Below are 12950 nucleotides of genomic sequence, written 5' to 3'. Positions count from 1 at the left end.
GGGAATTAAATAATAAATAGTATGGAGGTTTGACATATGTCCAGAAAAATAGTTGTAGTAGGCGGAGTTGCTGGCGGGGCATCAGTAGCTGCAAGGCTTCGTCGTTTAAGTGAGGAAGATGAAATTATTATGGTTGAACGCGGTGAATACATTTCGTTCGCAAACTGTGGATTGCCATATTATATTGGCGGTGTCATTACAGAAAGACAAAAGTTATTAGTACAAACTGTTGAAAGGATGTCAAAACGTTTTAATTTAGATATACGTGTATTGAGTGAAGTTGTAAAGATTAATAAAGAAGAGAAAACAATTACGATAAAGAATGTAACTACAGATGAAACATATAACGAGGAATATGATGTTTTGATTCTTTCACCAGGGGCGAAACCAATTGTTCCACCTATTCCGGGCATTGAAGAAGCGAAGGCGTTGTTTACGTTACGAAATGTACCTGATACAGATCGTATAAAAGCGTATATTGATGAGAAGAAACCACGTCATGCGACGGTTATTGGTGGAGGATTTATTGGAGTGGAAATGGTTGAGAATTTAAGAGAACGCGGGATTGAGGTTACTCTTGTAGAGATGGCAAATCAAGTGATGCCACCAATTGATTACGAAATGGCGGCATATGTACATGAGCATATGAAGGTGCACAATGTTGAGCTTGTTTTTGAAGATGGTGTAGATGCGTTAGAAGAGAATGGGACTGTTGTACGTTTAAAAAGTGGCTCAGTTATAAAAACAGATATGATTATTTTAGCAATTGGTGTACAACCAGAGAGTAGTTTAGCGAAAGATGCAGGATTAGCATTGGGAGTTAGAGGAACGATAAAGGTAAATGAGAAATTTCAAACATCTGACCCATATGTATATGCAATTGGTGATGCGATTGAAGTGAAAGATTTTGTTACAGAAACAGAAACGATGATTCCTTTAGCGTGGCCCGCTAATCGTCAAGGTCGCATGTTAGCAGATATTATTCATGGCCATACAGATTCTTTATATAAAGGTACAATGGGAACTTCTGTGGCTAAAGTTTTTGATTTAACAGTTGCTTCGACTGGGGTAAATGAGAAAATATTAAAACGATTAAATATACCCTATGAGGTAGTACATGTACAGGCAAATTCTCATGCAGGATACTATCCAAATGCTACGCCAGTGCTAATAAAATTAATTTTTAATAAAGATAGCGGAAAAATTTACGGAGCACAGGCTTTAGGGCGTGATGGAGTAGATAAGCGTATCGATGTTATTGCAACGGCAATGAAGGCAAATTTAACTGTAATCGATTTACCAGATTTAGAATTATCATATGCCCCGCCGTATTCTTCTGCAAAAGATCCAGTAAACATGGTGGGGTATGCCGCAAGTAATATAGTAGATGGCTTTGTGGACACAGTGCAATGGCATGAAATAGATCACATTGTTGAAAATGGTGGGTACCTTATTGATGTTCGAGAGCCTAATGAACTAAAACAAGGAATGATTAAAGGCTCTATTAATATTCCGTTAGATGAATTACGTGATCGATTGGATGAAGTGCCAATGGACAAAGAAATATATATCACTTGTCAACTTGGTATGAGAGGGTATGTTGCAGCGCGTATGTTAATGGAAAAAGGATATAAGGTAAAGAATGTAGATGGTGGTTTTAAATTGTATGGGACAGTATTGCCAGAACGTGTTGTATATTGATATTTTTCATTTTCTATTTCAAGATTTAGTGGAAGATGAAAACTTATAGATTAAGGTTTTACTTTTTGTTTTGCGAACATATAAGGCGAAAAATAAAAATAGGGGTTTACAAAATACCCTATAGGGTATAATATATTGTCATAGGTTATAAATAGTGACATAATGGTAATGAGGTGATTATAGGATGGAATATAATCAAGATATGAAAAATAGATTGAAACGTATTGAAGGTCAAGTTCGTGGTGTGCTTCGTATGATGGAAGAAGGAAAAGATTGCCGAGAGGTTATTACACAGTTAACGGCATCTCGTTCTGCCCTTGATCGTACAATTGGGCTCGTTGTTGGAACGAATTTAGAGCAATGTTTGCGTGAACAGTTTGAAAGTGGAAATGGTTCAAATGAAGAGTTAATTAAAGAAGCTGTTCAATTACTTGTAAAAAGCCGATAATCTGTCAAACGTAAGTGTTGACAGATTTTCAAAAACGTTTTAATATACCCATACAGGTATATGTATATGAATTGTGGAGGAATCGATTATGAGTATAAAAGTGGATATGAGTTTAGATTGTAAAGGTTTGGCTTGTCCGATGCCTATTGTGAAAACGAAGAAGGCGATAGAAGGATTGGCACCAGGGCAAGTGATTGAAGTTAAGGCAACAGATAAAGGATCTACGGTAGATATAAAAAGTTGGGCGAGTAAAGTAGGACATCAATATATCGGGACGAAACACGAGGGTGATGTATTGGTGCATTATGTTAGGAAAGCAAACGAGCATGAAGTGAATGAAGTTGTGAAATATCCACATACAATTACGAATGCAGAATTACAGTCTATATTGTCTCATGGAGAAGAGAGCATTGTATTAGATGTTCGCGAAGCAGCGGAATTTGCTTTTGGCCATATTCCATCTGCCATTTCGATACCATTAGGTGAATTAGACAGCGCAGTGTTAGATGAGACGAAGCAAATTTATGTTATTTGTCGAACTGGTAACCGCAGTGATGTGGCTTGCCAAATGTTGAAAGAGAAAGGTTATGCAAATGTGAAAAATGTCATTCCTGGTATGTTAGGGTGGCAAGGAAATGTGGAGAAATAAAATTTTTTAAACAAAAATATACCTATGGGGGTAATTGAATGGACATTAAGATGTTACAAGCAAAAGATGTTGCAGAGAAAGTTTTATTCGGAGAGTTATTCATTTTAGATGTTCGTAATGAGACGGATTATGAAGATTGGAAAATTGAAGGGAAGCAAGTTTCTTCTATTAATAAACCTTATTTTGATTTGTTAGATGGTGTAGATCATATTGTCAGTGAACTACCTAAAGATAAAGATGTTTTAGTAGTATGTGCAAAAGAAGGGTCTTCTATATTTGTGGCAGAGCAATTAACAGAGGCTGGATTAGAAAATATTTATTATTTAGCTGGTGGCATGAAGGCTTGGAGTGAATATGTAAAGCCTATAAAAGTTGGAGATTTAAAAAATGGTGGAAGTATGTATCAGTTTAACCGCCTAGGAAAAGGCTGTTTATCTTATATGGTCGTTTCAAATGGTGAAGCAGCAGTTATTGATGCAGTAAGAACAGCCGAGGCATATGAAGAATTTGCGAAAGAGCATGGCGTTACGATTACGAATGTAATGGATACACATTTACATGCAGACCATATTTCCGGAGGACGTAAGTTAGCGGAAAAGGTAGGTGGTACGTATTGGTTACCACCAAAAGATGCAGAGGAAGTTGTTTTCTCATACGAATCGCTTGTTGAAGGATCTGTTATTACGGTGGGGGGTACTAAAATTGTAATTGACGCATTATACTCACCAGGGCATACGATTGGAAGTACGTCATTCATTGTAGATGATTCTTATTTATTATCAGGCGATATTTTATTTGTAGATTCAATTGGGCGTCCTGATCTTGCTGGTAAGGCTGAAGATTGGGTGAGTGATTTACGTAATACTTTGTATAGCCGATATAAAGAGCTATCTCAAAATTTAGTTGTGTTACCGGCTCATTATTCAAAAATAAGTGAAATGAACGAAAGTGGTATTGTTAGTGCAAAATTAAAAGATTTATTTGAGCATAATGCAGGATTAAATATTGAGGATGAGGGAGAGTTCCGTAAAGTTGTAACAGAAAACTTACCACCTCAGCCAAATGCATATGAAGAAATTCGTCAAACCAATATGGGTAAAATTCACCCAAGCGTGGATAAAGAGCGTGAAATGGAGATTGGTCCAAATCGTTGTGCAGTGCACGAATAATGAAATAAATAAAAAATGGAGGAATTGATGATGAATATAAAACAAGTATTAGATGCGAAAGGTTTAGCATGTCCAATGCCGATTGTAAGAACAAAGAGAGCAATGGATACTTTGCAAACTGGAGAAGTGTTAGAAATACATGTAACGGATAAAGGGTCAGTTAAGGATATTCCAGCGTGGGCAAATAAATGTGGCCATGACATCGTAAAGCTTGAAGAAGAAGGCGATGTGCTGAAGTTTTGGATTAGGAAGGCGTAGTGAAGCAATAGTTTTGTAAATATAGAGAGGTTGGTTATATGAACACAATATTAAGTACGCTTTTCATTGTACTTGCTGCATGGTTTGTTATTTCACGATTTTTACCAGTGAAAGGTGTTCAAAATATAAATGGCAAAGAATTGAAAAGTATAGTGGGGAAAAAGGGGAAGTATTTTATTGATGTCCGTACAGTAGGTGAATATAGAGGGAATCATATGAAAGGCTTTCAAAATATCCCCCTAAATGATCTAGCAAGTAAGGCGAATCAATTAGATAAGAATAAGGAAGTAATCGTTATTTGCCAAAGTGGAATGAGAAGTAAGCAAGCAGCAATGGTATTGAAAAAACTAGGGTTTCAGCAAGTAATAAATGTTTCAGGCGGGATGAATAGTTTGTGAGGAGGAAATTTAAAATGAAAGAAATGACTACAAAAGAATTAGAAGAAAAATTGTTGCGTAAAGAAGTGGTAAATATTGTGGATGTACGTGAAGTAGAAGAAGTAGCTGAAGGGAAAATTCCAGAAGCATGTAATATTCCACTAGGACTATTAGAGTTTCGTATGCATGAATTAAATAAAAATCAGGAATATATTATCGTTTGTCGTTCAGGCGGGAGAAGTGCAAGAGCTGTTCAATTTTTAGAAAGTTACGGTTTTCAAGTAATCAATGTGGTAGGTGGTATGTTAGCTTGGGAAGGAAAAGTAGAATAGGGAGAAACAATTTTTTATAAATAAAAAAATACCCCTGTAGGTAATTGGAGGGAGAACAATATGGAACAACAGAAGAAAACAACAATCGTTTTATTTAGCGGAGATTATGATAAAGCAATGGCTGCTTATATTATTGCAAATGGTGCAGCGGCGTATGATCAAGAGGTAACTATTTTTCATACTTTCTGGGGATTAAATGCTTTAAGGAAAGATGAATATGTGAATGTAAAGAAAACATTTATAGAAAAAGTATTTGGAAGAATGATGCCACGCGGTGCTGATAAGATGGGGTTATCCAAAATGAATTTTGCTGGTATGGGACCAAAGATGATTAAAGGCATTATGAAAAAACATAATGCAATGCCTTTGCCAGATTTAATTGATTTGGCAAAAGAACAGGGGATTAAACTTGTAGCTTGTCAAATGACAGTAGATTTATTAGGGTTAAAAGAGGAAGAGATTATGGAAGGGGTAGAGTTTGCAGGTGTAGGGGCATATTTAGCAGATGCTTCGGATGGGAATGTAAACTTATTCATTTAATCACCTTCTTTTTAGAAGGAGGGGGATGTAAGGTGAGTGGAGTATTATTACTTTTTATAATTGGGTTTATAGGATCGTTTATATCAGGAATGGTTGGAATTGGCGGTGCAATTATTAATTATCCGATGATCTTATATATTCCAGTATTGTTAGGATTTACTGGCTATACGTCACATGAAGTGAGCGGTATTACAGCAGTACAAGTATTCTTTGCAACTTTTGCAGGTGCCTGGGCATATCGGAAAAGTACTGATATGAATAAAATGTTAGTTGTGTATATGGGAGCTAGTATATTAATAGGAAGTTTTATAGGAAGTTTTAGTGCAAATCTATTAGATGAACACGCTGTAAATGTTGTTTATACAGTATTGGCGACCATTGCAGCTATGATGATGTTTGTACCGAAGAAAAATAATAGTGGAGCAGTTAAGTATAATAAATGGTTAGCAAGTGTGTTAGCGTTTATTGTAGGAGGTGTTTCGGGCATTATTGGAGCTGGAGGTGCGTTTCTTTTAGTTCCTATTATGCTAGTTATTTTAAAATTACCATTGCGCATGACGATAGCGACATCTATCGCTATTACGTTTATTTCCTCAGTAGGGATTACGACTGGAAAAGTGATTACTGGACAAGTAGTTATCATTCCAGCTCTAATTATTGCGGTTGCAAGTATATTTGCTGCGCCACTTGGAGCGCGAGTCGGGAAGAGGATAAATCAAAAAGTACTACAATATATGTTATCGATTTTAATTGTCGGCACTGCTATTAAGATGTGGATTGATATGATATCGAAATAAAAGGATGGGCTGCTTGCAGCCCATCCTTTTATTTATGCCCAAATAACTTTCATTAAGTTTTTATATTCGTCATTTGCTAATTTATATAGCATTCTCGTATGTTCAAAGACAAGTGCTGGATTAAAGTTTGGTTCTGAGAATGCAAGAGATGTTGAAATATCAATTGCATTTTGCTTATTTAATGTGAATTTTGCAAAGCGATAAGATGTATTTAATTCATTGATGACATGTAAAATATCATTTGTTGATGTTGCATCAGGTACGTGAGCAACATTGAAGCAGTATATATCCACCGTAGGATGTTCGTTTTGGAAAGCAGCGATAAGTTGAATTTTTGCGCCAGCTTCAGTCTCTAATCCTACTGAAAAATGAACAGAGCCATCATTTTCATCTATATTTTCTTCCATGTATATATCGTTGGATTTTAAGTAGTCTTTAAAATCTGAGATGTTATGTTTTACTGCAGCTTTCATATGTATGAGCCCCCTGATAATTGGAATAGATTGCTACTATTTATTATAATTTAAAAATATTAAAAAAGATAGTTAGAAAGTTCTGATTTTTAATTCTGAAGAAATAAAAAGAAGCCGTACTCTACCTCCATAGAGTACGGCTTCTTTACTATTCATTGTCGTTAGACGATGTTTCTGTATCTTCACTGCTATTTTTGTTCTTATTTTTCACTTCATTGTTACTTGATTCGCGTTCACTTGAATTTTCAGACTTAGATTCTTTTGTCTTTTTCGAATCAGAGTCTGAGTCAGACTTTGTATATGCAGGTAGCCCAAGATGAGTACGAAGTTCATTTGTAACATTAGCTAATTCTTTTTTATCTGGATTGTAGTAGTAAGTTCGACCACCACCAGCAGATTTGCTACAAGTATCGTCACCTTTTGCCATATAGCAATCATCACCTTGGATTTGTAATTTCTCAATTTCCGAATCCGATCCATATTTATAGAATGAAAGCATATCATCAAATGTTAAGTTTGTAACGAATTGGCCGTTAATATCATCAATGATGTTGCCAACTTTTGTTACAGAACCAACACTTGTTAGTTTCTTTAAAATAGCCTCGATAACGAGTTGTTGACGTTGTCCACGCATTGCATCACTATCGATGTGTCTTGTTCTAGCAAGAGCAAGAGCTTCTTCGCCATTTAGCTTTTGAACACCTTTTTCTAGGTGAATAGCCTCAGCATTATCATTGCTATCTTGCTCAGTAAATTCAACTGGTACATCAACTTCAACACCGCCCAAGTCATCGACGATTTTTATAAATGATTTAAAGTTGAATTTTACAAAATAATCGACAGGAACATTCATTAATTTTTCAACTGCATCAATGCTTGCTTGTGGTCCACCATTTTTTCCGTTTTTAGCAGAACCGAATGCATGAGCATGTGTAATTTTATCTTTTTTCTTTTCTATTGGAATATAAGTATATGTGTCACGTGGGATACTTAATAGTTTAACAGTTTTGCTATCTTTATTAAATGTTGCAAGTAAAAGCGCGTCTGTTCTTATAGCTTCACCATATTCTTTTCCACGGACATCGCTTTCATCAACACCCATTATTAAAACAGAGACATTGTTTGTAATAGGTTTTACAGCCTTATCACGTAAATCAGATTTATCACCGCGTGCTAAATCGTGTGCGGCATTTCGAACAGCAGAAGATGCTTTATTTACTAAAAACCAAGTATAACCGCCGCCTATTAATAAAACGAATAGTATAGCGCTTATAATAATTTTTATTTTTTTCTTATTTTTTTTCGGTTTATTGCGTGTATTTTCTTGCAAAGATGGGTTTTGCTCCATTTCCTGTACTCCTTCATTTGGATTGAAATACGACACTCATATCCACTTATTATAATGAAATTTAGCGAAAAAAAACATTACAAAACATTTACATTTCGTAAAAATTCAATATATTTATAAAAAGTCAGATTTTCTATATTATATTTTTGAGATGTAGAATAAGTATAAGTTGTTTTAGTAGAAATGAAAATATATATTGTGAGAAAGTGATAGAGAAGTAAGATTTGTTGAAATATAGCCAAGAAGAGATGAGTAAGCTTACTTATTTCTTCTATATAATAAAGAAGAATTTGACGGATAAAGGAGAGAGCATAATGAATCATACATCATTCCGAGCAATCGTTGTGAACGAAAAGGAAAATCATCAGTTTGTAAGAAAAGTTGTTGAGAGAGAAGTAAGTAGTTTACCTGAGGGAGACGTATTCATACAAGTTCATTATTCTTCATTAAATTATAAAGATGCTCTTTCAGCTACTGGTAATAAGGGTGTTACGAGAACATATCCTCATACGCCAGGAATTGATGCTGCAGGAGTGGTTGTGAGTAGTGAAGATGCTACCATTAAAGCAGGAGATCAAGTTATTGTAACGGGATATGACTTAGGTATGAATACCTCTGGTGGTTTCGGAGAATATATTTGCGTGCCATCATCTTGGGTCGTGCCTTTACCAGAAGGAATGTCATTAAAGGAAAGTATGATGTATGGGACAGCAGGTTTTACTGCGGCTTTGTCGGTATATAAGCTTATTGGAGCAGGAGTCAAGCCTAGTATGGGAGATGTTTTAGTAACGGGTGCTACAGGCGGCGTAGGGAGTGTAGCTGTTAGTATATTAAGTAAGCTAGGGTTTAACGTAGTAGGAGCGACAGGAAAAATGGAAGAGGAAGATATGCTACTACGTCTAGGAGCGAAAAAGGTGATTCATCGCGCGGAATTGAATGATGAATCAGGAAGACCGATGTTAAAAGGGATATACGCGGGAGTTATCGATACTGTAGGTGGACATATGCTAGAAACAGCTTTAAAAACAGTAAAGTATGGTGGTTGTGTAACGACATGCGGTAATGTGGCAGGCCAGGAACTACAAACAACGGTATATCCGTTTATTTTACGAGGTATAAGCCTTTTAGGGATAGATTCCGTGCAATGCCCAGTAGATGTGAGAAGAGATGTTTGGACGCTTTTAGCGAAAGAATGGGGAAATAAAGAGTTACTATCTTATACAGAAGAATGTACATTAGAAGAATTAGAGAAGAAGTTTGCACTTATATTGCAAGGAAAGTTAAAAGGAAGAACAGTTGTTAAAATATAATGAAAAAAGAGACGCTTAAGTTAGCGTCTCTTTCTTATTATAATGATTGTTTTAGATTGATTTTTCCTTGTTCACCTAAAACACCGTCAGCGATATTTACAGCGTGATCGCCAATGCGTTCTAAGTTACTTACCATATCGACGAAGATGATACTTGCATCACCTGAACAGCTGCGTTCGTTTAGACGTAATACGTGACGTTTACGAAGAACACGTTCCATTTGGTCGATTTTGCGTTCTTTGGCAATAACAGTTTGAGCTAGTTCAGTATCGAAGTTTGTTAAAGCTTCAACTGAGTCTTGCAGTGTTGAAATTGTTAACTCAAGCATTTCGTTTAATTCAGCTAATGCTTCATCTGATAGTGAAACACGGTTTGAAATTTGGAAATCTACAAGTTCTACAAGGTTTTCTACATGATCACCGACACGTTCAATATCTCCAACAACACCTGCTAAAACAGAATGTTTTTCAGAATCCGTAGGTGAAAGTGGCTTTTCTGATAGTAAAACTAAATACTCGGTAATTTTTTTATCTAAATTGTTAATAGCTCCTTCTAATTGAGTAGCCATGTTTGCGTGTTTTTTGTCTTGTGTATTTAAAAATTGATTTGCTTCTTTTAATCCATGTAATGAGAACTCAGCCATACGGATAATCTCTTTTTGAGCTTCAGTTAAAGCGATGGCTGGAGATTGTTCAATAAAGATTGGATTTAAATGTTGTGGTTTGAAGTCAATCGCTGCATCTTCACCACGAATAATTTTTGTTACGATCCATGCTAACACTGCAATGAACGGGAATTGAATGATTGTATTTGTTACGTTAAATGTTCCGTGTGCAAATGCAATAGTCATTTCTGGATTCAAGTTTAATGATGTTTGGAAATATTGAATTAAACTTGTAAATGGTATTAATAAAATTGTAAAGATAATTGTACCGATAATATTAAAGATAACGTGAACTAATGCTGCACGTCTTGCTGCAATTGAAGTACCGATTGCTGCTAATACAGCTGTAATTGTTGTACCGATGTTATCACCGAATAATACAGGAAGAGCTGCTTGTAAATCGATTGCACCTTGACCGAATAGTTCTTGTAAAATACCGATTGTTGCACTTGAACTTTGTACAATTAAAGTAAAGACTGTACCGACAACAATTCCTAAAATTGGATTATCACTCATGCTCACTGTTAATTCTTGGAATGATTCTAAAGAACGAAGAGGTTTCATACCTGCGCTCATTAATTCTAAACCGAAGAATAACATACCAAAACCGAATACAACTTGACCTACAGAATGTACTTTTTTATTTTTAAAGAAGAATAGTAAGATTGCTCCAACTGCCATAACTGGGAGAGCATATTCTCCGATTTTAATTCCGATAATAAATGCAGTAACTGTCGTACCGATGTTTGCACCCATAATAACACCGATTGCTTGTCTTAATGTCATAAATCCGGCACTTACAAGTCCGACTGTTAAAGCGGTTGTTCCTGAACTGGATTGGATTAATACAGTAACTAACATACCTGCTAGTACACCCATAAGTGGGTTTGTTGTAAAACGATCTAGAATATCGCGAAGACGATCTCCAGCTGCTTGTTGCAGTCCATCGCCCATGTATTTAATCCCGAATAAGAAAATACCTAATCCACCAATGAACTGGAAGATCATATCTTGAACATTATATTCCACGCATTCCACTCCTTAAATTTCATGTACGATGTAATTATTAACTGAACCTTGAGTCACTGTAAACGGTTTGCTAGTAAAATTTACACTAAATTTACAAAGGGAATAAAAGTTTACAATCCCTTAAAGAAACAACTGCATTTCATTGGTTTTTATCTTGTATAAATCTTAATTTTGTAAAGAAATCACACTTTTTAGAATAATGTTGTTCAGTCGAATATCAAGGAAAGCGTCTGCAAGTTCATCGTATATTTTTTGATGAACGTTAAAAAAATATGTAGGGAAATGCATGTAGTTTTAGAACAGCAAAATGAGGGAAAACAATTCTTTTAACATGATAAAAAAGCCACTGAATTATCCAGCAGCTTTTTCCGTGTTTTTATCGCCATGCTTTTGTTTTCTTATGCTTGTAATGTAAATGAAGAGAAAAGCAATAAGTAATAGAGAGGAGTAACGATATACAGTTGCATAGTTTGTAAAATGAGCAATAAATCCAAATATAATCGCTCCAGCGCCGATTCCAAGGTCAAATGCGGAGAAGAATGTAGCCGTTGCTACGCCGCGTCGATGCGGTGCTACGCGGTCAATCATCCATGCTTGTAGTGCAGGTTGGATCGCTCCAAAACCACTTCCGTAACATGCTGCAGCAATAATTAAGCTCGGAATTGTCGTCGTATACGACAATAAAATAATACCTGTAAACGTTATAATAACTCCCGGAATAATGACGAATGTATGGCCTTTTGCATCATATAGCTTTCCAGAGAATGGACGAGTTACAGCGATTGCTAGTGCGTTACATAAAAAGAAGAGGCTAATATCAGCTATGCCGACTTCTGTAGCAAATAGTGTGATAAAACTTCCGATTCCTCCGTACATTAATGTAATACATAATATTAATAATGAAGGAAGTAAAGCTTTACGCTCAATAAATCCATCGAGAAAAGTACTAGATGATTGTTGTGGAGGCTGTTTCGTTTTTTGGATTTGAAGTAGTTTCGTTAATATTAATGAAACAATTGTGCACGATAATGCACATAAAAAAAGAATTGTGAAGTTATATGTTTGCATAAGCCATAGTCCGATAAGTGGACCGAGGGCCATTGCAATTGTTCCAGAAAGGCCAAAATATCCCATGCCTTCTCCGCGGCGAGCTGAGGGAATTAAATCAGAAACGACAGTTCCATATGTAGTCGTTGTAATACCGAAACCAGCTCCGTGCAAAATACGAACAGCAAGCAAGAGAAAAATAGTTGAGGCGAAAAGGTAACTGCCCATAGCGAGTAAACAGATAGCAGTACCGATCATTAAAATGATTTTTTTATTGAATTTTTGCAAGGCGTTCCCAGTTAGCGGTCTAACAAAAAGTGCCGCAACGGTAAACATGCCGACAACAAATCCGATATTTGAACTTGTGCCACCAATTTCTTTCACATAAACAGGTAAGGTTGGAATTAACATTTGAAACCCTAAAAACATACATAAGTTTGCAAAAATTAAAGCAACAAACTCTTTTGTCCATAACGGTTCTCGTTTTACGAGTATTGCTTCTCCCATATATTCATCCCCTATATAAAATTTTCTCTTTTCTTTCGAGTATATGTATTGGCCAATGCAACAGTCAAGGAAGGTGTCTTGAAAACGGATAACAATTTTTAAGGTGAAAAACTGACAAATTTGTGTAAAGGCTACACAACTATGAAAAAAAGATGTAAAGTATAGATGTATAGACTTGTAGGTGTTAAGAATGATAGAAATTGTTTTTTCTTTAAAGAAAGCGGATTCAAAGGAGTAGTGAACAAGAAGGGGATATATACTTTTTCACTACATATATTTGAAAAGGTTTACAATATGATGA

14 protein-coding genes are annotated in these 12950 nt (G+C 35.7%); 10 read left to right on the top strand and 4 right to left on the bottom strand.

Annotated elements, in window-relative coordinates:
* Positions 1-36: 36 nt before the first annotated feature.
* The 9 genes from cdr (at position 37) to DN401_RS25440 (ending at position 6271) form a co-directional block, all read left to right on the top strand.
* Complete coding sequence (cdr, locus tag DN401_RS25480) at positions 37-1701, top strand: CoA-disulfide reductase (RefSeq protein WP_000087584.1); 1665 nt, start codon at positions 37-39, stop codon at positions 1699-1701.
* A 184-nt stretch (positions 1702-1885) separates the two neighbouring features.
* Positions 1886-2149, top strand: a complete 264-nt coding sequence (locus DN401_RS25475; protein ID WP_000456206.1) for a metal-sensitive transcriptional regulator — start codon at positions 1886-1888, stop codon at positions 2147-2149.
* An 88-nt stretch (positions 2150-2237) separates the two neighbouring features.
* Positions 2238-2798: a sulfurtransferase TusA family protein gene (locus tag DN401_RS25470; protein ID WP_149288024.1), complete on the top strand. Its 561-nt coding sequence runs from the start codon at positions 2238-2240 to the stop codon at positions 2796-2798.
* A gap of 38 nt (positions 2799-2836) precedes the next feature.
* Positions 2837-3967 carry an MBL fold metallo-hydrolase gene (locus DN401_RS25465; RefSeq protein WP_000351929.1) on the top strand — a complete coding sequence of 377 codons (1131 nt, stop codon included), beginning with the start codon at positions 2837-2839 and terminating at the stop codon, positions 3965-3967.
* A 27-nt stretch (positions 3968-3994) separates the two neighbouring features.
* Positions 3995-4225, top strand: coding sequence for a sulfurtransferase TusA family protein (locus DN401_RS25460; protein ID WP_002182462.1), 231 nt, complete (start codon positions 3995-3997; stop codon positions 4223-4225).
* 38 nt (positions 4226-4263) lie between these two features.
* Positions 4264-4623, top strand: a complete 360-nt coding sequence (locus DN401_RS25455) for a rhodanese-like domain-containing protein (RefSeq protein ID WP_149288023.1) — start codon at positions 4264-4266, stop codon at positions 4621-4623.
* 14 nt (positions 4624-4637) lie between these two features.
* Positions 4638-4934: a rhodanese-like domain-containing protein gene (locus DN401_RS25450; protein WP_000661811.1), complete on the top strand. Its 297-nt coding sequence runs from the start codon at positions 4638-4640 to the stop codon at positions 4932-4934.
* A 60-nt stretch (positions 4935-4994) separates the two neighbouring features.
* A complete protein-coding gene (locus tag DN401_RS25445) occupies positions 4995-5474 on the top strand; it encodes a DsrE/DsrF/DrsH-like family protein (protein ID WP_000437746.1) in 480 nt (159 codons plus the stop codon).
* A 32-nt stretch (positions 5475-5506) separates the two neighbouring features.
* A complete protein-coding gene (locus DN401_RS25440; protein ID WP_000017249.1) occupies positions 5507-6271 on the top strand; it encodes a sulfite exporter TauE/SafE family protein in 765 nt (254 codons plus the stop codon).
* 32 nt (positions 6272-6303) lie between these two features.
* Here the strand turns inward: DN401_RS25440 and DN401_RS25435 are convergent, their stop codons facing one another.
* Together DN401_RS25435 and DN401_RS25430 are read right to left on the bottom strand one after the other, a co-directional pair.
* Positions 6304-6744 (bottom strand): hypothetical protein, encoded by a 441-nt coding sequence (locus tag DN401_RS25435; protein ID WP_000642362.1) that lies wholly within the window; start codon positions 6742-6744, stop codon positions 6304-6306.
* Positions 6745-6892: 148 nt separating this feature from the next.
* Positions 6893-8092 carry an LCP family protein gene (locus DN401_RS25430; protein ID WP_000437391.1) on the bottom strand — a complete coding sequence of 400 codons (1200 nt, stop codon included), beginning with the start codon at positions 8090-8092 and terminating at the stop codon, positions 6893-6895.
* 314 nt (positions 8093-8406) lie between these two features.
* Between DN401_RS25430 and DN401_RS25425 the strand changes: the two genes are divergently transcribed.
* Positions 8407-9402, top strand: coding sequence for a YhdH/YhfP family quinone oxidoreductase (locus DN401_RS25425; RefSeq protein WP_001016956.1), 996 nt, complete (start codon positions 8407-8409; stop codon positions 9400-9402).
* Between the two features lie 37 nt (positions 9403-9439).
* Here the strand turns inward: DN401_RS25425 and DN401_RS25420 are convergent, their stop codons facing one another.
* Entirely contained in the window at positions 9440-11095 is a 1656-nt protein-coding gene (locus DN401_RS25420) for a Na/Pi cotransporter family protein (protein WP_000456278.1), read from the bottom strand.
* A 351-nt stretch (positions 11096-11446) separates the two neighbouring features.
* Positions 11447-12649, bottom strand: a complete 1203-nt coding sequence (locus DN401_RS25415) for an MFS transporter (RefSeq protein WP_000503239.1) — start codon at positions 12647-12649, stop codon at positions 11447-11449.
* Between the last annotated feature and the right edge of the window lie 301 nt (positions 12650-12950).

Origin of the sequence: Bacillus sp. BF2-3 (assembly GCF_008368795.1) — a bacterium.
Lineage (GTDB): Bacteria > Bacillota > Bacilli > Bacillales > Bacillaceae_G > Bacillus_A > Bacillus_A cereus.
This window is presented reverse-complemented; position numbering and strand designations above follow the sequence as displayed.

Excerpts from the sequence above, each read along its gene's own strand:
- DN401_RS25415 (WP_000503239.1), bottom strand. The coding sequence starts at position 12,649 with ATGGGAGAAGCAATACTCGTAAAACGAGAACCGTTATGGACAAAAGAG.
- DN401_RS25435 (WP_000642362.1), bottom strand. The coding sequence starts at position 6,744 with ATGAAAGCTGCAGTAAAACATAACATCTCAGATTTTAAAGACTACTTA.
- DN401_RS25475 (WP_000456206.1), top strand. The coding sequence starts at position 1,886 with ATGGAATATAATCAAGATATGAAAAATAGATTGAAACGTATTGAAGGT.
- DN401_RS25445 (WP_000437746.1), top strand. The coding sequence starts at position 4,995 with ATGGAACAACAGAAGAAAACAACAATCGTTTTATTTAGCGGAGATTAT.
- DN401_RS25470 (WP_149288024.1), top strand. The coding sequence starts at position 2,238 with ATGAGTATAAAAGTGGATATGAGTTTAGATTGTAAAGGTTTGGCTTGT.
- DN401_RS25455 (WP_149288023.1), top strand. The coding sequence starts at position 4,264 with ATGAACACAATATTAAGTACGCTTTTCATTGTACTTGCTGCATGGTTT.
- cdr (WP_000087584.1), top strand. The coding sequence starts at position 37 with ATGTCCAGAAAAATAGTTGTAGTAGGCGGAGTTGCTGGCGGGGCATCA.
- DN401_RS25460 (WP_002182462.1), top strand. The coding sequence starts at position 3,995 with ATGATGAATATAAAACAAGTATTAGATGCGAAAGGTTTAGCATGTCCA.
- DN401_RS25425 (WP_001016956.1), top strand. The coding sequence starts at position 8,407 with ATGAATCATACATCATTCCGAGCAATCGTTGTGAACGAAAAGGAAAAT.
- DN401_RS25430 (WP_000437391.1), bottom strand. The coding sequence starts at position 8,092 with ATGGAGCAAAACCCATCTTTGCAAGAAAATACACGCAATAAACCGAAA.
- DN401_RS25465 (WP_000351929.1), top strand. The coding sequence starts at position 2,837 with ATGGACATTAAGATGTTACAAGCAAAAGATGTTGCAGAGAAAGTTTTA.
- DN401_RS25450 (WP_000661811.1), top strand. The coding sequence starts at position 4,638 with ATGAAAGAAATGACTACAAAAGAATTAGAAGAAAAATTGTTGCGTAAA.